Origin of the sequence: Paenibacillus sp. J5C2022 (assembly GCF_025567625.1) — a bacterium.
In the GTDB taxonomy this organism is placed as follows: Bacteria; Bacillota; Bacilli; order Paenibacillales; family Paenibacillaceae; genus Pristimantibacillus.
The window spans coordinates 1-23,742 of sequence record NZ_JAOQJC010000068.1 but is presented as its reverse complement, the minus strand read 5'-3'; the positions used below and the strand labels follow the sequence as shown (position 1 = coordinate 23,742).

16 protein-coding genes are annotated in these 23,742 nt (G+C 53.7%); 14 read left to right on the top strand and 2 right to left on the bottom strand.

Translation table 11 applies throughout. The annotated features are described in order from the left end of the window. Positions 1-254 precede the first annotated feature (254 nt). Positions 255-1,151 carry a LysR family transcriptional regulator gene (locus tag M6D81_RS30295; RefSeq protein WP_262681269.1) on the bottom strand — a complete coding sequence of 299 codons (897 nt, stop codon included), beginning with the start codon at positions 1,149-1,151 and terminating at the stop codon, positions 255-257. Positions 1,152-1,261: 110 nt separating this feature from the next. On the opposite strand from M6D81_RS30295, the gene M6D81_RS30290 reads away from it, so the two are divergent. From M6D81_RS30290 to M6D81_RS30230, 13 genes are all read left to right on the top strand, one after another. Next, complete coding sequence (locus tag M6D81_RS30290; protein ID WP_262681268.1) at positions 1,262-2,542, top strand: adenylosuccinate synthase; 1,281 nt, start codon at positions 1,262-1,264, stop codon at positions 2,540-2,542. 158 nt (positions 2,543-2,700) lie between these two features. Then, positions 2,701-4,455 (top strand): sensor histidine kinase, encoded by a 1,755-nt coding sequence (locus M6D81_RS30285; RefSeq protein ID WP_262681267.1) that lies wholly within the window; start codon positions 2,701-2,703, stop codon positions 4,453-4,455. Next, complete coding sequence (locus M6D81_RS30280) at positions 4,440-6,092, top strand: response regulator transcription factor (RefSeq protein WP_262681266.1); 1,653 nt, start codon at positions 4,440-4,442, stop codon at positions 6,090-6,092. Before M6D81_RS30285 ends, M6D81_RS30280 begins: the two co-directional genes overlap by 16 nt. A 102-nt stretch (positions 6,093-6,194) precedes the next feature. Next, positions 6,195-7,868, top strand: a complete 1,674-nt coding sequence (locus M6D81_RS30275; RefSeq protein ID WP_262681265.1) for an extracellular solute-binding protein — start codon at positions 6,195-6,197, stop codon at positions 7,866-7,868. Positions 7,869-7,988: 120 nt separating this feature from the next. After that, positions 7,989-8,846: an ABC transporter permease gene (locus M6D81_RS30270; RefSeq protein WP_262681271.1), complete on the top strand. Its 858-nt coding sequence runs from the start codon at positions 7,989-7,991 to the stop codon at positions 8,844-8,846. 20 nt (positions 8,847-8,866) lie between these two features. After that, on the top strand, positions 8,867-9,751 hold the full coding sequence (locus tag M6D81_RS30265; RefSeq protein ID WP_262681264.1) for a carbohydrate ABC transporter permease: 885 nt from the start codon (positions 8,867-8,869) through the stop codon (positions 9,749-9,751). Positions 9,752-9,778: 27 nt separating this feature from the next. After that, complete coding sequence (locus M6D81_RS30260; RefSeq protein ID WP_262681263.1) at positions 9,779-12,244, top strand: glycoside hydrolase family 38 N-terminal domain-containing protein; 2,466 nt, start codon at positions 9,779-9,781, stop codon at positions 12,242-12,244. A 32-nt stretch (positions 12,245-12,276) separates the two neighbouring features. After that, complete coding sequence (locus M6D81_RS30255; protein WP_262681262.1) at positions 12,277-14,595, top strand: glycoside hydrolase family 3 N-terminal domain-containing protein; 2,319 nt, start codon at positions 12,277-12,279, stop codon at positions 14,593-14,595. A gap of 8 nt (positions 14,596-14,603) precedes the next feature. Beyond that, positions 14,604-15,932, top strand: coding sequence for a glycoside hydrolase family 125 protein (locus tag M6D81_RS30250; RefSeq protein ID WP_262681261.1), 1,329 nt, complete (start codon positions 14,604-14,606; stop codon positions 15,930-15,932). Between the two features lie 42 nt (positions 15,933-15,974). Further along, complete coding sequence (locus M6D81_RS30245) at positions 15,975-17,759, top strand: class I mannose-6-phosphate isomerase (protein WP_262681260.1); 1,785 nt, start codon at positions 15,975-15,977, stop codon at positions 17,757-17,759. Then, a complete protein-coding gene (locus tag M6D81_RS30240) occupies positions 17,749-18,669 on the top strand; it encodes an ROK family protein (RefSeq protein ID WP_262681259.1) in 921 nt (306 codons plus the stop codon). The genes M6D81_RS30245 and M6D81_RS30240 overlap by 11 nt, the downstream gene beginning before the upstream one ends. Before the next feature lie 137 nt (positions 18,670-18,806). After that, a complete protein-coding gene (locus M6D81_RS30235; protein ID WP_262681257.1) occupies positions 18,807-19,538 on the top strand; it encodes a ThuA domain-containing protein in 732 nt (243 codons plus the stop codon). A gap of 426 nt (positions 19,539-19,964) precedes the next feature. Beyond that, entirely contained in the window at positions 19,965-20,747 is a 783-nt protein-coding gene (locus M6D81_RS30230) for a phytanoyl-CoA dioxygenase family protein (RefSeq protein WP_262681256.1), read from the top strand. 299 nt (positions 20,748-21,046) lie between these two features. Here M6D81_RS30230 and M6D81_RS30225 read toward each other — a convergent pair whose 3' ends face one another. After that, on the bottom strand, positions 21,047-21,976 hold the full coding sequence (locus M6D81_RS30225; RefSeq protein ID WP_262681254.1) for an AraC family transcriptional regulator: 930 nt from the start codon (positions 21,974-21,976) through the stop codon (positions 21,047-21,049). A 258-nt stretch (positions 21,977-22,234) separates the two neighbouring features. On the opposite strand from M6D81_RS30225, the gene M6D81_RS30220 reads away from it, so the two are divergent. Next, positions 22,235-23,452: a Gfo/Idh/MocA family protein gene (locus tag M6D81_RS30220; protein ID WP_262681253.1), complete on the top strand. Its 1,218-nt coding sequence runs from the start codon at positions 22,235-22,237 to the stop codon at positions 23,450-23,452. Positions 23,453-23,742 lie beyond the last annotated feature (290 nt).

The window sequence follows — 23,742 nt, the reverse complement described above, 5'->3', positions numbered from 1 at the left end:
GTGAGCAAAATGAGCGATAGCGCAGACTTTTCTCTATTTTTCCGATTCTATGTGACCATATTGAGCGATTAGCCCCTACTTGCTTAGTAGCTAAGTAGTAACCAATAATTAAGCTGAACCCTATCATAAGCAGGGTGAATTTAGCTAGAAAGAAGCCAAGAGCGTATGATACGAGTATTATTCCATAATGACTGCACAATTTCCGGATTCCTTGCGGACCGAGCCAACGGTTGGGAATGGCGTTCACAGTCCAGTTACGGCAGCAAAGCAAGCAAAGCAAGAAATGCTTGGGAAGCCGCGGATAAGGGAACACCGTCGTTCAATGCAATGCCGATGTGACGCGGAGGGATAGGTGCCTTCAGCGGAATCTCTACCAGCATGCCCGATTCCAATTCATCCTGCACAAAGTCGCGGATGACGAATGCAAGCCCGAAGCCGCTCTGCGCGAATTGAAGCAGCAGATCGATGCTGCCCAGTTCGAATTCGGGCGACAGCGCGATGCCATTGTCATCAGCATAGCGGTCAATATATCGGCGAGTGCCCGACCCGCTCTCCAGCGTAAGCAGAGGCCACTGCAGAAGCTGCTCGGGAGATAGAGGTTCGGCGGCCAGATGGCGGAAGCGGGTCCCTGCTACGAGACAGTCTTGTATCGGGACGCTTCCTCGAAGCTGAATTCCCCGGGGGGCCGTGTCTGCGGCGGACAAGCTGACGATGCCGAAGTCGATGGCGCCCTCCTGAAGCAGCCGCAAGGTCTCGGGGGTCGTCCGATTCGTTATATGAATACGTATATCGGGATGCTGGGCATGGTATTCCTTCAAATAGGGGAGGAGATAATGCTTGCATAACGTGTCGCTTGCTCCGATATGGATCTCTCCGTGCTGAAGCTGATGCTGCTCCGCAATTGTCTTCTCGCCCAAGGCTAAGAAGTTGATCGCTTGCGTGACATAAGGCAGGAGCGCTTCGCCTGCCGCTGTGAGCTTTACGCCCCGGGCTGTCCGGAAGAACAGCGCTCCGCCCAGTTCCTCTTCCAATTGTTTCAACGTATGGCTTACGGCAGGCTGGGAGATGTGCAGATGCTGCGCAGCTCGGGACAGACTGCCGGTTTTGGCCGTCCAGTAAAACACGCGGTACCACTCCATGCTCACGTCCATAAGATATAACCTCTCTTTATAGGAGATATAACAAATATCCATTTTATTGATGGAATGTCTCTCCAGTATAATGGGGTCGGAAGACGATAACAAGCTGTGGAGGCGATTGGATGACAGTAACGATCATTGCAGGGGCGAACTGGGGAGACGAAGGCAAGGGGAAGATGACGGATGCGTGGGCAGAGCATGCCGCTTATGTGGTCAGATACCAAGGGGGCAGCAATGCGGGGCATACGATTGTGAATGGATATGGCAAGTTCGCGCTGCGCACGCTGCCTTCCGGCGTATTTCATCCCAACGTAACGAATGTGATTGGTCCGGGGGTTGCGCTCGATATGGATGTCTTGCTGAATGAACTCCAGATGCTTGCGGATCGAGGCGTGCCGGCGCCGAAGCTGATGGTGTCGGAGAGAGCCTGTGTTGTCCTGCCGCTCCATCGCTTGCTGGATGAGCTTGAGGAAGAACGATTGGGGCAATTAAGCTTCGGATCTACGCGTCAAGGGATTGCGCCGTTCTATTCCGACAAGGCGGCTAAGCTCGGCATCCCGATCGGAGATATGCTGGATATGGAGAGATTAAGGAAGAGGGTTGCATTGCTGCTGGAAAGCAAAAATGCGTTGCTGGAGACGCTGTATAGACGCTCGCGCCTCTCTCTGAATGAGCTTGTGATTCCCTTGCACGAGCAAGCGAAGCGTCTTGCGCCTTACCTTGGCGATACAACTGCCCTGCTTCAGACGGCCTGCCGCCGGGAAGAAGCGGTCGTCCTGGAGGCTCAGCTTGGGGCGCTGCGCGATCCCGATCACGGCATCTATCCCTTCACGACCTCGACTTCCACACTTGCTGGTTACGCCCCGGTAGGAGCCGGCATTCCTCTGCAAGCCATTAGCAGAGTCGTAGCTGTCGTTAAGGCTTATTCCAGTTGCGTCGGAGCGGGGCCGTTCGTGACGGAGCTGCACGATGAAGACGGGGAAGAGCTGAGGAGAAGAGGAGGGGATGCCGGAGAATACGGTGTCAATACGGGGCGGCCTCGCCGGGTGGGCTGGTTCGACGCCGTAGCAACCCGATACGGCTGTATGCTGCAAGGTGCGACGGAAGCGGCATTAACCAATCTCGATGTGCTTGGCTATTGGGATGAAATCCCGGTATGCGTAGGCTATGAGCTGGCTGATGGAAGCGTAACGACGTCCTTTCCCGTTACCTCCAAGCTGATGGCAGCACGGCCTGTGTTGAAGAAGTTTCCGGGGTGGAAATGCGATATTTCGAACGTCGCAACATACGACGAGCTGCCTGAAGCGGCCAAACGCTATGTCGCATTCGTAGAGGAGTCCATTGGAGTCCGAGTAGCGACGATATCTATAGGGCCGAGGCGGGAGCAGATGATTCGCTTGTAGCGGGCGGACAACTAAAATCTTCAAGGGCCTATTTGTGCACAATATGAGCTTCGTATGACGGGGGGGGGATACACCTCGCTGCATACGGGGCTTTTTTCTTTTGCCCCGTCCTGTTTATAATACATACTAAGCTAGACGTCATCGTATGGGGGATGCCAATGAAATTAAATAGGAATAGGTTTACGATTTATCCGAAGCTGCTGATCGGCTTTCTTATTGCAATCCTTCCCGTCTATTTGCTCGGCATATTGCTGAACCAGGGAGTCGCGAACAGCTTGCGGGAACAAATACTGCAATCCATGCAGTCCAATGTCAAGTTCTACTTGTCCTCGCTTGCAGATGAGTTGAACAAAATCGAGAAATTCAAGGAATCACTTGTCATTGACGAGGATCTGATGACATTGGCTACGGTGGCGCCTGCCTTGTCCGAGAATGAGCTGAGAGAAGCGATTCTGCGTATGGAACGGAAGCTGACGCTGCTGCAGGATTCCAGCTCGTATATCGCTGACGTCACGATTCATATTCCGCTAATTGATAAAGGCATCAAGTCGGGGAATTACAAGGAAGGGGTATCACTTGAAGATATGAATGCGATGCGCGCGGTCATGCAGAAGCAAGAATCTCCCCTGTTTTGGTGGGACGAGAAGCTGATGCTTGCTTCGTATTATCCGGATAGCGCTCTTACAGAACGTTCCCCTGTTTTTCTCATCGAGGTGGAGATCGATCGGAAGATGATTTTGCATGACTTGCGGAACGCCGTGGAGCAAGGCGGAGCCGTGCTCTATTTTAACGGGTTCAAGAAGACGATTTCCAATCATGCCTTGAATCAGGCCGAAAATGACATTATGACGATGCTGGAAGAAGAAGGAACCAGCACCGCGAATTCAGTCGTATTCACGATTTCGGACAATCGTTATCTGGTATCGATGCAGAAATCACTCTACTACGACATGACGCTCGCGATTTACACGCCGGAAAGCTATATTATGAGCGATTTCGAGAAGTTCGACAGATGGTTCTGGCTGCTGTTTATTTTGTCCATGATCGTCATTGTCATGTTTTCTTATTGGATATTTAAAGCGATACGGACACCGCTTCGCAAGATGCTGAAGGCTTTCCGCAAGGTGGAGCAGGGTCAGCTCTCCGTGCGGATCACGCAATCGAGCAATGATGAGTTCAGGGACTTGTCCGATCAGTTCAATAAGATGGTGGGTCAGCTGCAAGCGTTGATTCAGGAAGTGTACGAACAGCAGATTCGCAGGCAGCAGTCGGAATTGAAGCAGCTGCAGTCGCAGATCAATCCCCACTTTTTGTACAACAGCTTTTTTATTCTGCATCAGCTAATTGAATTCGAGGATATCGCCAATGCGCGGAAGTTCGTGCATTACTTGGGGAACTACTTTCAATATATAACAAGGGATGCGAAGTCGGAGCTGCCGCTGGGGCAAGAGATCAAGCATGCCGAAGCCTATGTGAACATCCAGACGATGCGCTTCGGTCCACGAATCGATGTGCAATTCCAAGCGATCCCGCAGCAATATGAAGCGCTGTACGTACCCCGATTGATTGTGCAGCCTATTATCGAAAACGCCTATCAGCACGGGCTGGAATCCAAGGTGTCGTCGGGCAAGCTGCATATGACGAACGAGACGAAGGACGGCATGCTGTACATTCGCGTCGAAGATAACGGTTCGGCATTGACGACGGACGAGCTATATAAGCTAAGGGAGCAGCTGTACAAGGATGTCAACGAAATGGAGACGACGGGGATGATCAATGTGCACCGGAGACTGCAAATCAAATTCGGACCTTCCGCAGGCGTTGATGTCTACCGCAATCAATGGAACGGTCTGGGCGTAGCAATGAGAATACCCGTCACGACGGAGGAGGAGAATAAATGTATCGATTGTTAATCGTTGATGATGAACCGTTGATCCTGAATGGTCTGGTCGAGCTGTTCAGCAGGCTGAAGGACCCGGAGCTTGACGTCTGTCCGGCCTCAACGTCTGATGAGGCGCTAAGCTGGTTGTATCGCACTAGAATTGATATTGTGCTGTCAGATATTCGAATGCCGGGAATGAGCGGTCTGGAGCTGCATGGAGAGATTATCAAGCAATGGCCGAGGTGCAAGGTGATCTTCTTGACCGGCTACAGTGATTTTTCCTATATTCAGCAGGCAATCCGCCAAGGTAGTGTGGATTATATATTGAAAACGGAGGGCAACGCCAAAATCGTGGATAGCGTGACCGCTGCGGTGAAAGAATTGGAGAAAGAGCATCTCACCGATTCCTTGCTGCTTCAGGCCAAGCAGCAGAAGCTGATGGCGCTGCCCCATCTTCAGAAGCAATATATGAGTGAATTGCTGCATAGCGACGAATCTATTGGCGCGATCGGTCTGAAGTTCGCCGAACTCGGAATTGATTTGGACGCCGAAGGTCCTTGCCTGCTTATGATTGCGAGAATAGACGATTGGGGCCGCTTGCAGAGCCTGACGGATCGAACGCTTATTCAGTTCGCGCTTGATAATATGACGCGTGAATTGTTATCGCCATTAACGAAAGTACTGTCCATCCATTTCGAGAAAAACAAGATGGTATGGTTCATACAGCCGATGGAAGCTGAGCCTACAGAGGATACGTACAAGCGAGCCGGCATATTCGTGCGGGAAATGCTGGAGGAAATCCAGCGGAATTCCGCTGCGCTCTTGAAGCTGCCGATATCGCTCGCGCTGGCGTCCGAATTCGTCGCATGGGACAAAGTAGCGAGGAAGGTGGAGTGGCTGAATCTGCTCTATCATAGCGGACTGGGGATGGGGCGCGAGCTCATCTTGCTGGAACCGGGGCCAGGCGAGCTGGACAACAACTATAACGAGGAGACGAGGCTGACGACCGTCCATTTCAACAAAGTCGAGTATTTGAAGTCCTGCTTGGAGAACGGCCAGGAGGATGAGTTTTTCTCGACGTTGGAGGAGCTTCTGGCATTTGCCAGCTTCACGGGGCCTTTCCCCAGCAGTGTGCAATTGGAGCTTTATTACCTGCTTGTCTCCGTCTATATGCCGCATGGCCTGAAGCACTCCTTGAGCGGGGCTGCGGGTCAGGAAGAGCTGGGGCGCTATACGCAATTGGAGAGGTATGAGTCGTGGCAGGAAGTTTGCGAGGAGTTCACGCAGTTCGCATGGCGAATATTCGGCTGGAAGAAAGAAGGCATGAACGTACAAGAGCATGAGCTGATTACGAAGATCCAGCAATATATTACGAGCCATCTAGCGGGCGATCTGTCGTTGACGCGAATCGGCGAGGTGGTCGGACACAACCCATCTTATTTGTCCAGATTGTATAAGAAGCTGACAGGGCAAGGGCTGTCGGCTTATATCAACGAGCTGAGACTGGACAAGTCGAAGCACATGCTGGAGCGGGACCGCTATAAGGTGCATGAGATCGCCAAGGAATTGGGCTTTTTGTCACCGCAGTACTTTCACCGGTTTTTCAAGAAAGCAACGCATCTTACCCCTCAGGAATACCGGGAATTGAAGCGGGATAGAAAAGGGTAAATAAAAGATACAAAAGTCATGAACGGAAACTAGTTCGTCTTTGCGGCAGCTTCTATAATGAAAGCGTAGCACAGACAAACTACTTGAAACGGAGTGTTCACGATGAAGGGGAGAAGACATTTTAGTTTCATTCTGGCAAGTGTTCTTGCGCTTTCGCTTACACTGACTGCGTGCGGGGAAGCGAACAATAAGCAAGCCGAGGGCAACGGCGGCAATGGCGCGGGCAATGAGTCTGCGGCAATTGAGCCGCTGGGCAAATACGATCCGCCGATCGATGTAACGGCTGCGCGCTTCATTACACAGGATGTCGTCTATCCGGACGGTCAGTCGGAATCGGATAACGCATGGGAATCGCTCTATAAAGAGATGGGGATCAATCTCAGCTATGACTGGATCGTGAAGGGGACGGATGCGCAGTACTTCCAGAAGCTGAATCTGTCCATTGCATCCGGCGAGATACCGGATATTCTGATGGTTAATTCTTCGCAGCTGAAGCAGCTGGTCGAGGCGGACATGGTGGAAGACCTGACGGAAGCATTCGAGAAGTATGCTTCGCCGGCGGTCAAGGACGTATTCCAGAAGGACAAGATGGCGCTGCAATCCGCTACGTTCGACGGAAAGCTGTATGCGATTCCCAAGACGGAGCCGATGATCGGAGCTCAGACGCCGGTGCTGTGGGTGCGTACCGATTGGCTGAGTGCGATGAATCTGCCTGAACCGACGACATGGGAAGAAGTGCTGCAGCTATCGGAGGCGTTCACGACAGGAGATCCGGACGGCAACGGGCAGCCGGATACGTTCGGTATCGCGCTGAGCAAGGAGATTATTAACGGCTATCCGTCATTGAACGGGTTCTTCAACGCTTATGGCGCACATCCTCGCATCTGGAAGAAGGACGATTCCGGCAATCTGACCTACGGCAGCATTCAGCCGGAAGTGAAGACCGCGCTTGGCGTATTGGCCGAATTGTATCAGAAGGGGCAGTTAGACAAGGAGTTCGGCGTGAAGGACGGTTCGAAGGTGGCGGAATCGATCGTCAGCGATCGCGTAGGCCTGCTGTTCGGTCCGAGCTGGGCTTCGCAATGGCCGATTCAGGACAATAAGAAGAAGAACAATGAGGCGGAGTGGCGTCCTTATCCCATCCCTGCGGCTGATGGCGGCAATGCCACAGTGCAGATGCCGTTCGGCGCATCGTTCTATTATGTGGTGAAGAAGGATATCGATCATCCGGAAGTGGCTGTTAAGATGGCGAATCTGTTCTTGGAGAAGCTGTACGGCGAGACGGCGGATTACTTGAAGTATGGCGTGGATGGAGAAGGCATCTCCACAGCCAAATACTCGCTGATCGATTTGTTCGCGCCGGACAAGGATTTGAAGCGCGCGGAGAACGTAGCGGCGGCTCTCGAGAAGGGCGATCCGGCGGGACTGAACCCGGAGGAGAAATCAACGTATGACAAAGTGTTGGCTTACCGTGACGGCGGCGATCTCAACTTCTATGGGGAAACGTACCAGAGCGGTCCGGAAGGCGCAATGGTCGTACTCCAGCAGCTGACGGACGAAGGCAAGGTCATAGCGGAAGGCTACGGCGGGGCGCCGACCGATACGATGGGCGAGAAGCGAGCGACGCTGGACAAGATGGAGACGGAAACGTTCACGAAAATTATATACGGTGCGCTTCCGCTGGATCAATTCGACAAGTTCGTAGAGGACTGGAAGAAGCTTGGCGGCGATCAAATTACGCAAGAAGTCAATGAGTGGAACGCATCGCAAAAATAAGAACGGAGAGCAGGGGCGAGAGGACAACATCAGCTTGCCCCTTCTCCATTCCAAAAGCTGGATAAGGAAGTGGACATCTTGTTGAGAAAAGCCGTTGGTAAGCAGCTTCCGCTACATTTGATGCTCATACCGGGCATTGTCATTGTGTTCATCTATAGCTACATTCCGATGCTTGGCATCATCATGGCTTTCCAAAAGTATATTCCGACGAAAGGCCTGCTGCATTCCAAGTGGGTGAGCATGAAAAATTTTGAATATTTGTTCAATATGCCTGATTTCTATCAAGTGCTCTGGAATACCGTCTTTATCGCGGTTATGAAAATCGGCTTCGGCCTTGTTGTCCCTATTACGATCGCCATTCTGCTGAATGAAGTGGGCAAGCGATTCGTGAAGCGATGGGTGCAAACGCTCATCTACCTGCCCCATTTCCTGTCGTGGGTCATTTTGGGAGGCGTGCTGATCGACATTCTTTCGCCTTCAACAGGGCTTGTGAATCAGTTCCTGGACTTGTTCTCGATTGAGCCTATCTTCTTCCTCGGCGACAACGACTGGTTCCCGTTCACGCTTATTTTATCGGAAATCTGGAAGGAGTTCGGCTTCAGCACCATCGTCTATTTGGCCGCCCTGACGACGATCAATCCCAGCTTATATGAAGCGGCGGTCATTGACGGCGCCAATCGGTGGAAGCAGACATGGCATATTACGATACCCGGCATGATGCCGGTCATTGTGCTGATGGCGACATTAAGTCTTGGAAATGTATTAAATGCGGGGTTCGACCAAGTATTTAATTTATATAGCCCGTTAGTCTATGAAAGCGGGGATATCGTAGACACGCTAATTTATCGGGTCGGATTGATCGATATGCAATACGGTGCCGCTACTGCGCTGGGCTTGTTCAAATCGTTCATCTCTTTTATGCTCGTCTCGGTATCGTACTGGCTTGCTTATAAAGTGGCAGACTATCGGATTTTCTAAGGGGAGAGGGGGAGGAAGCTATGATACAAGGGAAGTCGATGGGAACGAGATTGTTCCATCTGTTCAACTATGCGTTTCTCATTACGCTGGCCCTGCTCTGCCTTGTGCCTCTAATTCATATTTTGGCCGTCTCGCTCAGCTCCAATGTAGCCGCCAGTGCGGGCATCGTGAAGCTATGGCCCAAGGAGCTGACATTCAAATCGTATGAATTCGTGCTGTCCAAGAGTGAGTTCCTGCTCTCGTTATGGGTGACGATACAGCGCGTCTTGATTGGCACCGCGGTCAGCATGACGCTGTCTATTCTGATCGCTTATCCGTTGTCCAAGAGCAACAGGGATCTGAAATTCAGAACAGGTTATGCGTGGTTTTTCGTGTTCACTATCTTGTTCAACGGCGGTCTGATTCCGTGGTATATGACGATCCGGTCAACAGGGCTGCTCGACTCATTATGGGCGCTGATTATTCCGGGGGCGGTGCCCGTCTTCAACGTCATTTTGCTGTTGAATTTTTTCAGAGGCTTGCCGAGGGAGCTTGAGGAGGCGGCATTCGTAGACGGCGCCGGCTATTGGAAGACGTTATGGCGCATCTATGTGCCGTTGTCGATGCCGTCCATTGCCACAATCGGACTATTTACGATTGTCGGGCACTGGAATTCCTGGTTCGACGGGCTGGTTCTGATGAACTCCCAGCATAATTATCCGCTTTCGAGCTATCTGCAGACGGTTATCGTGCAAGCCAGTCTGACCAATATGTCCGCGGAGCAGCTGGCGAATCTGGCTACCGTATCCGACCGGACTGTGAAGGCGGCGCAAATATTTGTAGGCTCACTGCCCATCCTTGCCTTTTACCCGTTCCTTCAAAAGTACTTCGTATCGGGTATGGTATTGGGCGGAGTGAAGGAATAGCAGATATACCAATCAGAAGGAGAGACTATGATGACACAAGTGAAAAAACCATGGACGCTCTACGCCATCCATCATTCCCATACCGATGTCGGCTACACGGAGCGGCAAGAGAAGATTCAGCAGTATCATGTCGACTTCATCCGTCAAGCGCTTGCGATCTTCCAGGAGATCGAATCCGGGAGAAGGCCGGAGTGGAAGGGGTTCCGCTGGGTATGCGAGACGTTCTGGCCGATTGAATCGTTCCTGGAGCGCGCTACGGAGCAGGAGCGGGAAGCGTTCGCGGGGGCTGTGCGGCGCGGGGATATCGGCTTGTCGGGCACGTATCTGAATATGAGCGAGCTGACCGGCAAGGAGCTGCTGGAGTCGATGATTGCACGCGTCCGAGATTACGGCGAATCGATCGGAGTGCCTGTGGAATCGGCGATGACTGCCGACATTACGGGATTCGGCTGGGGGTATGGCGATGTGCTGCATAGCGCGGGCATTCGCAATGCGATCACATGCATTCATACGCACCATTCCATGTATCCGCTGTGGAAGAAGCAGCAGCCGTTCTGGTGGGAGCTGCCAAGCGGCGAGAAGCTGCTCGTGTGGAACGGGGAGCACTATGTGTTCGGGAACGACCTGGGTCTGATGCCGGGCCTTGGCGGCTCCTACACAATCAAGGATGAATTCGTCATAGATACCGCTCAAGGAGTTACCTTCGATATCGCGGAAGTACGCATCCCCCGGTATGTGAAGCGGCTGCAGGAGGATGGTTATTCGTTCCCGTTCGCACCGGTCATGCTGTCGGGACTGCCGACGGACAACGGATCGCCCAATGCGCAGCTGATGGACTTCGTCAAGGAATGGAACGGAAAGCATGGCGAAGACATCCGGATTCAGCCGGTCACGCTCGACGAGTTCTTCGCCGTTGTTAGGGAGCACGCAGAGCGGCATCCCGAGGATATCCCCGTTCATCGCGGAGATTGGCCGGATTGGTGGACGGACGGCGTAGGCTCTACGCCGAAGCATGTTCAGGTATTCCGCGAAGCGCAGCGCGTCTATCGGAAAGTGAGAAGGCTGGACCCGCATGGCGAGATCATATCGCAAGACCGAATGAAGCAGATGGAATATGAGCTGACGCTGTTCGCGGAGCATACATGGGGCTATCACTCCTCGGTGACGGAGCCGTGGAATCCGTTCGTACAGGAATTGGGGCTGCGCAAGGAAGCGTTCGCGGCGAATGCCAGCACATTGGCGCACCGCGCCTTGTACGACATTCTGGAAGCGCGGGGAGACGCGTTGCTGGCGCCGGATCGGCCGATGCGCTTCAAGCTGCATAATCCTTACGGCTATGCGCAAGAAGACTGCGCCCATCTCATTATGGAATTCTGGCATCACGATCTGATTAAGGAAGGCTTCGAGGTACGCGACGAGGCAAGCGGCGAGAGCTACGAGGCTCAGCTTAGAATCGCGCCGCGCGGCGTTATGATCAGCGTGCCTGTCAGACTGGAGGCCGGCGAGGAGAAGGTGATTGCGATCAAGCCGGTGAAGACGGACCGGAGGAATACGGCGTATCGCAATGACTACGTAGGTTCGGACCGCATGATGGATATCGATGTTCCGCAGCCGGAGGGTACGGATTCATGGAAGGTGACATCGACTTATATCGATACGCCTTATGTGCGAATCGATTGGCGCAAGGGGGAAGGAATCACTTCCTGGTTCGATAAGAAGAACGGCAAGCAATTGCTGAGGGAGGACCGCTTGCATCAAGCTTTCACGCCGATCTATGATGTGACCCGCGCGCCGAAAGTGCAGGATATGTATGAAGTGCGCCGCAAGATGGGGCGCAATCGGAAAGGTCCGGATGCGGATATATCGGTTGGAGTGCTGACGGGCGCGGAGGTGATCGCGCAAGGCGATGTGTACGGAACCGTACAGCTAACCTATGAAGTGAACGGCTGCTCGCATTATTCCCTGCTTGTCACGGCTTATGCCGATCGGCCGCGCGTAGACGTCGCGGTTAGAATGCATAAGGATAGTGTATGGGACCCGGAAAATCTCTACATCTCCATCCCGTTCGGCGGACCACAGTCAACAGAAGGCACGGAGCTGTGGATCGATAAGGTGGATGCGCTCGTCCGGCCGCGTGTGGATCAACTGCCTGGCAGCCTCGCGGATTATTATTGCATCGGAGAAGGCGCAGCCTATGTCGGGAACGGGACAGGCGTGGCCATTGCGATGCCCGATACGCCGCTCATTCAGCTCGGTTCGCTTCAGCACGGCTACCGCTTGCTGAACGGAGACGAGAGATTGGAGGAGGAGCCGGCCCATCTCTATTCATGGGCCATGAACAACTATTGGGAGACGAACTTCGCAGCGACATTGGGAGGCTTCTACGAATTCCGTTACCTTGTGGCATGGGGAGACGGAGCGGCGACCCCGCAAGCGGCGCTGGAAGCTTGCCGCAGTATGAACGCAGGCATTCTCGCATGGAGAGCCCGTTAAGTGAGGCGGCTCGCAGGAGGGAGGTATGATCGATGAAGTATAAGGACGCATCCTGTACGGTCAAAGAACGGGCAGCCGATCTGCTGGATCGGATGACGCTTCGGGAGAAGATCGGACAATTGATACAGCCCTTCGGTTGGCAAGCATACGAACGGTCGGTCGACGGCGATATTCGTCTGACGGAACAGTTCGTTGCCTCTATGCGTGAGGGGGGAGTCGGTTCATTGTACGGCGCGCTTCGCGCCGACCCCTGGACGGGCGTAACGTTGGAGACGGGCTTGTCTCCGCGGGAAGGCGCCGAGGCGGTCAACTTGATTCAGCAATATGCGGTAGAGCATACGCGACTAGGCATTCCCATTCTGTTCGGAGAGGAATGCTCGCACGGACATATGGCGATCGGCGCCACTGTATTTCCCGTCCCGTTAGCCATGGCGAGCAGCTGGAATACAGAGCTTTACCGGGAGGTATGCCGCACCATCGCTGTCGAGACGCGTGCTCAGGGGGGAGCGGCTACGTATTCGCCTGTGCTGGACGTTGTGCGCGATCCCCGCTGGGGGCGGACAGAGGAGACATTCGGCGAAGACCCTTATCTGATTAGCGAGATGGGAGTCGCTGCCGTACAAGGCCTGCAAGGGGAAGGCATTAAGTCCGATAGCTCGATCATGGCGACACTGAAGCACTTCGCCGGTTATGGCGCTTCTGAAGGGGGACGCAATGCGGCTCCTGTGCATATAGGCAGACGAGAGCTGATGGAGAAGGACTTGCTGCCATTCCGGAAAGCGGTACGCGCGGGCGCGATGTTGCTGATGACGGCTTATAATGAAATTGACGGGGTGCCGTGCACGTCCAATCGGGAATTGCTGACGACGGTTCTGCGCGGGCAATGGGGCTTCGACGGATTCGTCATTACGGATTGCGGCGCGATCAATATGCTGCATAGCGGCCACCATACGGCGGAGACGGAGCAGGAAGCGGCCGCCCAGGCGCTGCTGGCAGGCGTGGATATGGAGATGTCTGGCGACAGCTTCGGCAAGCATCTGGAGCAGGCTGTACAGGATGGACAATTATCAGAGGATGCTATCGATGAGGCTGTGATACGGGTGCTGCGCGTAAAATTCGAATTGGGACTGTTCGAGCGTCCATATGTCGATCCCGGCCGCGCAGCAGAGGTCATCGGCCGCGAGGAGCATCTCCGTCTGGCTCGCGAGATGGCCCGTGAAGGCATCGTGCTGCTCAAGAACAAGCAGGCGCTGCCGCTGTCTGAGGCATCCGGCAAGCTTGCCGTAATTGGGCCGAACGCGGATAATGCCTATAATCAGCTTGGCGATTATACATCGCCTCAGAGACGTGAGGGGATCGTTACCGCTCTGGATGGTATCAGGCAGCGGGCAGCGGGAGCGAACGAAGTGCTGTACGCGCCGGGCTGCCGCATCAAGGACCCGTCGAAGGAGGGGTTCGCACATGCTCTGCAGTGCGCGAAGGAAGCCGATACCGTCATTGCCGTCGTCGGCGGCTCCAGCGCGAGGGACTTCGGAGAAGGAACGATCGATCTGAAGACAGGGGCCGCCGTCATTACGGATCGTTCCGGCTTGAGCGATATGGATTGCGGAGAAGGATTCGACCGTGCCGAGCTTGGCCTGTCGGGCGTGCAGCTGGAGCTGCTGCAGGAGCTTCATGCACTGGGCAAGACGCTGATCGTCGTCTATATCAATGGCCGCCCGATTATCGAGCCATGGGTGGACGAGCACGCCGATGCGGTCGTTGAAGCATGGTACCCCGGTCAGCAAGGCGGGCATGCGATCGCCGATGTGCTGTTCGGGGACTATAATCCTTCGGGGAGGCTTGCGCTCTCGATTCCGAAGCATGTCGGCCAGCTTCCGATCAGCTATTCCGCCAAGCGGACGAAGGGCAAGCGCTATGTCGAGATGGACTTGGCACCGCGTTATTCATTCGGCTATGGCTTAAGCTACACCACATTCCGCTATAGCGGCCTTAAGCTGAGCAAGTCGAGCATGAGCCCGGAAGAAAGCTGCACTGTCACTGTCGAAGTCAGCAATACGGGAGGGCGGGCTGGACACGAAGTGGTGCAATTATACGTGAGCGACGTCTACAGCTCTGTAGCCAGACCAGCGCAGGAGCTGAAGGGGTTCCGCAAAATTTACTTGAAGCCTGGCGAAACCGTACCTGTCTCGTTCGAGATAACAAATGAAGAGCTTCAATTCGTCGGAGCCAATTATCAATGGATTGTGGAGCCCGGATTGTTCGTTATCGAAGTAGGCGGACGAGCGGATCAATGTCTGAAAGCCGAATTGTATGTAGAGATTGACAATCAGGAGCAGATAAAGGAGTAGCGATTACTATGAAAGAGCATCGACTGCCGCAAATTGATATTCCCCGCTTGTCGTTGCCGCAAGCGGTCGAAGAGGCGATCACGGAGGCGGAGCGGCGCCTTGCCCACCGTCCGAAGCTGAGCCGGCTGTTCCGGAACTGCTTTCCGAATACGCTGGAGACGACAACGAAGCTGCTGGATGATGGAACGACCTTTGTACTGACGGGAGATATTCCCGCTATGTGGCTGAGAGACTCCGCGGAGCAAGTCATTCATTATGTGCCGTTCGCCAAGGAAGACGAGCAGCTGCAGCGCATTCTGGAGGGGGTAATCAAGCGCCATATGTTCTACATCGGCATCGATCCCTATGCCAATGCGTTCAATGAGACAGCGAACGACTGGCACTGGAATGCATCGGACGAGACGGAGATGTCTCCTTGGGTGTGGGAGCGCAAGTTCGAATTGGATTCCATGTGCTTCTCGTTCCGGCTGGCCTACCATTACTGGAAGGAGACGAAGCGGACGACCATATTCGATGAAAGCTTTAAGACTGCTCTGAAAAGCATGTTGAATGTATGGCAGATCGAGCAGGAGCATGCTGAACGCTCCCAGTACCGGTTCCAGCGGCATAACGGCATTATGATCGATACGCTGAGAAGGCAGGGGCGAGGCATGCCGGTTAATGACACGGGCATGATCTGGTCCGGATTCCGGCCTAGCGACGATGCCTGCGACTTTCACTTCAGCATCCCGTCCAATATGCTCGCTGTCGTGACGCTTCGCCAGATGCAAGAGGTTGCGCGCGACGTGTATCGGGACGAGTCGCTGGCAGCGGTGATGGCAGCCATGGCAGAAGAGATTGAGCACGCGATCGCCTTGTATGGTATTGTCGATCATCCGAAGCATGGCCGCATATACGCTTTCGAGACGGACGGCTTCGGCAATCATGTGCTTATGGATGACGCGGGTACGCCAAGCCTCCTGTCTATTCCGTATATCGGCTACGCGGCGGCGGATGATCCGATTTATGCGAATACGCGCGCATTTATTTTCAGTGAGGACAATCCTTACTACTATAAAGGAGAGCGGATAAGCGGCATAGGAAGCCCTCATACGCCGCCGGATTACGTATGGCCGTTAGCGTACTCTATGCAGGGCTTGACTGCGGCCGACGACAAGGAAATGCTGCAGATGATCGATCTGCTGGAAGCGACCGATGCCGGCACGGGTTATATGCATGAAGCATTCCACAAGGATGATCCGACCCGGTTCACTCGCGACTGGTTCGCCTGGTCGAACAGCCAATTCGCGCAATTGGTATGGAAGGCGCTCCAGATGGGACTTTTGGATAAATCATAATTGAGGAAGACAGGCTGGATACAGCAGAAGGAGTGACGGAATATGTTCAACAAATATCCAGTAAACCCCGTTCGCAGAGAGACATTCACGGCTGCACCGCTTGCGCAAGGATATGATGCCGTCTGCAGAAAGATGCTGGATTATATTCACGGGCAAAGCGATTCACCGGCATGCATCGTCATAGACGGTACCCATGGAGCGGAGTTTCAAAGTCTTGTGCGGCAGGCGGTAGCCCTCATGGAGAGGGAAGGCCGCAAGGTCAACGTTCAAAGCACGGCGGGATTTCTGCTATCGGGCGAGCAGCTGCGAGAGCAATTCGCTGGCAACATTACCGATAATCGCGCCTTCGGTTACGTCGTCGAGGGGGCGATCGCCGATTACTTCCGCGTTAACGCCAGAGCTGAAGCGGCGAAGCGAATGGACGAAGGAGATGCGGCGGAGGTTCAGCTGCTATTCGGTCCCGGCGCGCATTGGCTGGCGGGCGGGCGGGAAGCGCTCGTACTGTATGCAGACGTCTCGAGAGAGTACCAGCAGGTTGAGCATAAGAAGCAGTTGCTGAATTTCGGCATGACCTGGAACAAGGATGCGGTGGAGAAGTACAAGATCTGTTATTTCGTAGAATGGCCGATTCTGGAAAATTACCGCAAAGCGCTATGGCCGAGCATGCACTATTATATCGACATGAACCAGCCGTCGCATCCGGTCATCGTATCGGGCGAGCATTTGCAAAGGATGATTAAAGATATTGCACTGTCGCCTCTGCGCGTCAAGCCATTCTTCGCACCCGGCGTATGGGGCGGCCAGTATCTGAAGGAGCTGGCGGATCTGCCGAAGGAATGGGTCAACTGCGCATGGGGCTTCGAGCCGATTGCGCCGGAGAATTCCATCCTTATCGGATGCGGGGAGGATCGAATCGAGGTTCCGTTCCTGATCGTCATGGCGTTGGAGTATGAGGCGATCATGGGAGCGCGCGCCGTCTCCTTGTTCGGAGACTACTTCCCCGTACGCTTCGACTTCCTGGATACGATGGACGGGGACAATCTGTCCTGTCAGGTACATCCGAAGCAGGAGTATGTGCGCGAGACGTTCAATGAGTTCATGACGCAGCAGGAATCGTACTATATTATGGATTTGAAAAATGACGCCAAGGTCTATCTGGGCATGACGGAAGGAACGACGAAGGAGCAATTTCTTGAGGCTGTGGAAGGAGCGCAGGAGAGCGGCGTTCCAATGGCGTTCACGAATTATGTCAACGAATGGAATGCCAAGAAAGGCGATCTGTTCCTGATTCCTCCGGGCACGGTGCATTGTTCCGGCAAGGACAATCTGGTGCTGGAGATCTCATCCACGACGTGGTGGTTCACCTTCAAAATATACGATTATCTGCGCAAGGATCTTGACGGCAAGCCTCGTCCGATTAACGTCGATCACGGCTTCCGCAACATTGACTTCGACAAGACGACGGAATGGGTGAAAGACAATCTGATTCCGGAGCCAAGGCTAGTCGAGCGGCAAGGGGATAATGAGGAGTATGGCCTCGGAGAGCGCGATGACTTGCTGTTCTATGTCAATCGCGTGCATCTGCAGACGGTGTGGCATGCCAACACGAACGGGGAGTTCGTCATGTACAATCTGGTGGAAGGCGAACGCGTGCGTATCGTCTCCTGCAAGGACGAATCGGTATTCGTGGAGCTGGATTACGCGGAATCCTACATTATACCGTCGGTGTTCGGAGCTTACAAGATTGTCAATATGACGGATGCGCCGTGCAAGCTTGTGAAAGCGGGAGTGTCCTCCGCCTGGGATGTGAGCTTGCTTGACGGATAAGCTTGTTCTGGCGATGGATGTCGGAGGGACCTCTGTCAAGGCGTGCGTAGTGGAGCGGGGAACTGTGCTGAGCCGTACACTCACGCATTATCCCTCCTATGGCAAGCAGCCGGCTGCGGTCATTATCGGCCAATTGGCGGCGATTGTAACGGATTTGCTGCGACAATATGTGCAGCTGTCGCAACGAAGCTTGCCCGATGAGGTCTGCGTCGGCCTGGCTTTCCCTGGACCGTTCGATTACGATGAGGGGACTTGCTGGATTCGTGGGCTGGACAAGTTCGAATCGCTGTATGGCGTCAATGTGAGGGAGAGGCTGCTGGAAGGGCTGCATGCTTCTGATCGGGCTCATCCAGCCCGGCAGTTCAGAGTTATATTTCAAAACGACGCTCGCCTGTTCGGACTGGGTGCTTCCGTCCGGTTTCCGGATGAACGCTTGGCGGCGATTACGCTGGGAACAGGAATCGGCTCCTGCTTCATCGATCGCGGCAAGCTGGTGACGAAGGGGCCATCGGTGCCAACTGACGGGTATTTGTTCGGCCTGCCGCACGGAAAGGGTATCGCCGATCATTGCTTCTCCCGTCGCGGCATCCTTGCGTTGTTCCGGGAGGCGGGATATTCCGCGGACGGGTATGATGTGAAGGAGTATGCCGAGCTCGCTCGGGAAGGCGATGCGCGCGCATGCGAGCTGTTCTGCTCCTTCGGCCGGGAACTCGGCAACTTCCTCGCTCCTTATATGCGGCAATTCGATGCGGAACGGCTCCTCATTGGCGGGCAGATCGCCGGCAGTCTGGACCTATTCGGCGAAGGGCTTCAGCAGGGCTTGCAGACGGAGACGAACGGCATCGTCGTGGAGGCGCTGGAGGATGCTCTGCATCATACATTCGTCGGCGCGTCCCGCATGTTTCTATAGCCGGTTAATGCAGATGATTCGCTTGTAGCAGACCGGACAACAAAATCGAATATAAATGAGACAAACTGAGACATTCGCTTTTCGCCTGGCTATTGGTATAGTATAAGAAATATCGAACCATACAGGAGATGAAAAGCATGACAAATAAGTTGAATGTAACGGTGTGGAACGAATTCAGGCATGAGAAGAATCAAGAAGCGGTTCGCGAAGTATATCCGGACGGCCTTCATATGGCGATCGGCGGCAGCTTCGACGACAGGTTCAACGTATCCTATGCTACGCTGGACGAACCTGAGCACGGCTTGACGGAGGAGAAGCTGGCGGGCACGGATGTGCTGCTCTGGTGGGGTCATTGTGCCCATGGAGAAGTACAAGACGAGATTGTGGAGCGGGTATGCAAGCGCGTGCTGGAAGGCATGGGACTTGTCGTCCTGCACTCCGGCCACTTCTCCAAAGTATTCAAGAAGCTGATGGGCACGACTTGCGATCTGAAATGGCGGGAAGCGGGCGAGAAGGAGCGGATCTGGGTCGTGTCGCCGGGCCATCCTATCGCGGAAGGCATCGGAGAATACTTCGAAATTGAGCATGAAGAAATGTACGGCGAGCACTTCGATATTCCGGAGCCGGATCATCTGGTATTCGCCAGTTGGTTCCAGGGCGGAGAACTGTTCCGCAGCGGCTGCTGCTTCCATCGCGGCCAAGGCAAGATCTTCTACTTCAGACCGGGGCATGAGACTTATCCGACTTATTACCAGGAGGAAGTAAGACGCGTTATTTCCAACGCGGCGCTGTGGGCCGCTCCGACGAAGCGGGAGAAGCAGGTCTACGGCAATGCGCAGCCTCTGGAGCCGATTTCGAACGAAGGTTAAGGTTAATCAAGATAGAAGGAAGAAAGCTCCGATCGCGTGCTTCGGTACCCGATTGGAGCTTTTTTGTGCTGTGTATGGCGCTTAGGGGAACATGAGGAAGGTGTGGATACGTGGCTGCTGGGCATGAATTAGGGATTGAATCAATGAGCGATGTGGATAAGTGTGGGTGAAAATGTGCATAACCTCTGTTGATTTGTGGATGAATGATGATGTGTTGTGAATAAAGTGGTGGATAATGTGAATAACATGTGCGAATTATGTGGACAACTCATCGCCACTGATAGCATGAAAACGAATGAGAATGGGGTATTTCGCATTTGGCGGATCACCCTACTTGAATAGCGCATCCTCCAAGAATGGATTCATGAAGCACGGTACAGTAGCAGTAGTTATATTGATACTATGCTTATGAAGGAGGCAGCGCATATGCTGGGTAGAGAAATAGAAGTAACGGAGGAGCAGATTCAATTCTATCGGGACAATGGATTTGTACAAGTGGACAACATCTTGTCGCAGGAGGAACTGGAGGAGCTGCGCGAGGCGCTCGGTGAGGTGATGGGAGCGGACGGAGGCAGATCCATGCAGACATCCAGCGAAGGCAGCGCCTACTATCGGGTGCTGAATCAGCGGGTGAATACGTGGCGCGATCATGGCGGAATGGCCCGATTCGTCTTGTCGAGCCGCTTCGCCGATGCAGCGAGGCAGCTCTCCGGTTACAATGGCGTGCGATTGTTCCACGATCATGCGTTGTTCAAGATGCCTGGAGACTCCAAGCCGACGGCGTGGCATCAGGATTGGCCTTATTGGCCGATGAACGAAGCGCGGGCCATGTCGATATGGATCGCGCTGGACGATGTAGACGAGCGTAACGGCTGCATGATGTTCGTGCCGAAGTCGCAGCGCATCCGCAATTTGAAAATGATTGATCTCGTGGAGCCGCAAGATCTGTTCGCCGACGAAGGAGCGAAGGAAGTGGACCGCAATTCCGCGGCTATTGTCAGAATGAAGGCGGGAAGCTGCACGTTCCATGACGGGCTGACCTTCCATTACGCCCATGCCAATGCGACGGACCGGCCTCGCAGAGCGCTTGCTATTGTTTATATGGAGGACGGCACGACGTACAGCGGAGCAGGCCATGCCTGTACCGACGGATTGGGGCTGGCAAGTGGCGATGCATTGAAGGGAGGGTTATTTCCGAAGCTGGCTTAACTTTCGCTCCCTCCCGGGAAAGGAATGATCGGCAGGAAAAGGATGCAGGAGTAGTCTTGGGAAGAGACATGAGAACATTTTCCCGGGGCTGCTCCTTTGTGCTGTGAATATGCGAAAAACACGTGGCAATGTAAGAATGTATGGGGGTTCTGTGGATAACAACATGTGATTATGTGGATATGTCGGGTGGGTATGTGGATATTTATTCAGATGATGTGGATGGAATGTGGATAAAGGTGCGTGTCTATACCCAATATAGGAAGGCCTCTATGTGATGCGAATAAGAGGCCTTCGGCTCGTTACAAAATGCTATGTGTATTGCGGTATTCCCGAGGCGAGACGCCTTGCCATTTTTTGAATATATGGCTGAAGTTGTGAATGTCCTCGTATCCCACTTGTTCACCGATCTGTTGAATGGAATGCTTCGTCTCGCGCAGCAGGCGCTTGGCCTTTTGGTGGCGGATATGCTGCAGAAATTGCTGAGGCGACAGGGCGAAGGTCATTTTGAACAAGCGGATAAAATGGTCCTCGCTCACGTTCAACTGTGCGGCCAAAGTGGCATTCGGGTAAGGCAGATGGATCTGATTCTGCATCTCATGAACGAGTGTCAGCAGCTGATCGCGGTAGAATGCAGCGGCATTGCGCTTGTTGTCCTGCTGAAGTCTGGAGATAGCGGTCAGTATAATGAGCATGTATCCTCGGCAGGCGACTTGATGGCCCGGCTTCTTCAGCTTGTACTCATCGGCGATCTCTTCCATCGCCTGTACGATATCGGGAGGGATAGAGCGATAGCACCTGGCGAATACGGGCGGATTGTCTTCTCCTTCATGGACGGGCCAATAGCAGAAGCGTTCGGAATGCACCTCCTCTTCGGATACGACCATATCCCGGTCAATCGTTATGTCTAGCTCGTCGTACAAGTCGAAGTGAATGCCGAGCAGATGAACAAGCGAATCCGATTGCGAGTGAAGATGTATGCTGTGGCGCAATGCGGGAGCAAGGATGAGGAGATCGCCCGCTTCATAACGGATGGGCTCCGACATATCCTCGAATGCAACAATCATCGTGCCGGAATAGACGTACATGAGCTCGTAATCGTACAACCTTCGAACATCGCCATTGAAATTATGCGGAACGTATTGATGCTCGGACCAATGAATACTGGGAGAGAATTCGCCAGGGTTGTAAAGTCTGATGTTGGGATGTCTGAACGAAGTGTCGCTTGTCATCTTCAACCTCCTTGCGTATAGCCGTTTTTTTAGTACATGCCTGTAATTCACAATAAGAGAGAAGCCGAAGTGAAGGGGGTAATCGCTTCCTTGCCCTTTTTTAATAAGAAGTATTCCCTACAGGACATCATAGTTGAAATATCGATAATTCACAAATTAATATCGGATAATAGCAAATACATTCCTGCTCAAACGTTGTAGCATGATCACCATGACATGTATAACCTGAATTTCAGATGAGCGAGGGAGTGCGTACGAATGGGTAACCAAAGCAAACCGAATGTAAAGCTGGGCGTTGTCGGGCTGGGAGGCCGTGGCAGGGGGCTGCTTGGCTTGCTGCTGGAAATGGACGATGTGGAAATTGTAGCGGTATCGGACAACCACGATGATCGTATGGGACTGGCCGTTGAACAGGCTCAGAAAGCTGGGAAACCGGAACCTGCTTGTTATAAAAATTATAAAGAGCTGTTGGCTCGCGAAGATATAGCGGGAGTGCTTGTCACTTCTTCCTGGACATCGCATACCGAGATCGCGGTAGCAGCGATGAAGGCAGGCAAGCGGGTCGCTTCCGAGGTTGGCGGCGCGGCATCGATCGAGGAATGCTGGCAGCTGGTCCGCACATCGGAGGAGACAGGCATCCCGTGCATGCTGCTGGAGAATTGCTGCTACGGGCGCGAGGAGATGGCCGTCTTGAATATGGTTCGCCAAGGCCTGTTCGGCGAGCTGATTCATTGCCAGGGAGGATATGAGCATGATCTTCGTGATGAAGTGGCAATGGGAGTTGAGCAGCGCCACTATCGGATTCACAATTACTTGAACCGCAACGGTGACGTCTATCCGACTCACGGCCTGGGGCCTTGGGCGAAATGTCTGGACATTAACCGGGGCAACCGCTTCGTCAGCCTGACTTCCATGGCTTCCAAGTCACGGGGTATTCCGCTGTGGGCGGCCGACAATCTGGAGGAAGGACATCCGGCGGCGAAAGCCGACTTCGCGCTGGGCGACATCGTAACGACGATGATCAAGTGCGCGCATGGCGAGACGATTATGCTCACGCATGATACTTCCTTGCCGCGGCCATACTCCAGAGGAGGACGCGTCCAGGGGACGAAGGGGATCTGGATGGAGGACAACAACTCGATTCATATCGAGGGACAGAGTCCGAAGCACGAGTGGGAAAGCTTCGACGGTTATAAGGAGAAGCATGATCATCCCGTGTGGAAGTGGTATCAGGAAGAAGGCGTTCGCGGCGGCCATGGCGGCATGGACTATCTCGTTCTCCGCGGTTATATCGATTCCATCGCGGACGGCACGGAGCCGCCAATCGATGTATACGACATGGCGGCATGGATGGCCGTTACTACGCTGTCGGAGCAATCCATTGCGCTTGGCAGCGCTTCGGTGAGCTTCCCCGACTTCACGAATGGCAAGTGGATCGACCGTCCGAAGCGGACGGAGGGCTTCTACTCTCTGTAGCAATTGGCGGGCTAGCTGGCGAAGATGTTGAGTTTGTGCGATATTTCGTACAAAAGTGGCAGGTTAGCTGTAGAACGTGTCGAGTTTGTGCGATATTTCGTATAACACTACCGCGCCAGTCAGCCGTCTTTCGAATATGATCCGGCTGCCATTAAATCCAAATAAATTTGGCGATAGGACCTTATTTTCCGCTCAAGGCGGATAATAAGGTCCTTTTCGTAGCAGAAGAGGTCTCAGATGCCGGGAGTTGTACGAAAAATCGTACAAAGTGCATCACGCAAGGCCCCAGA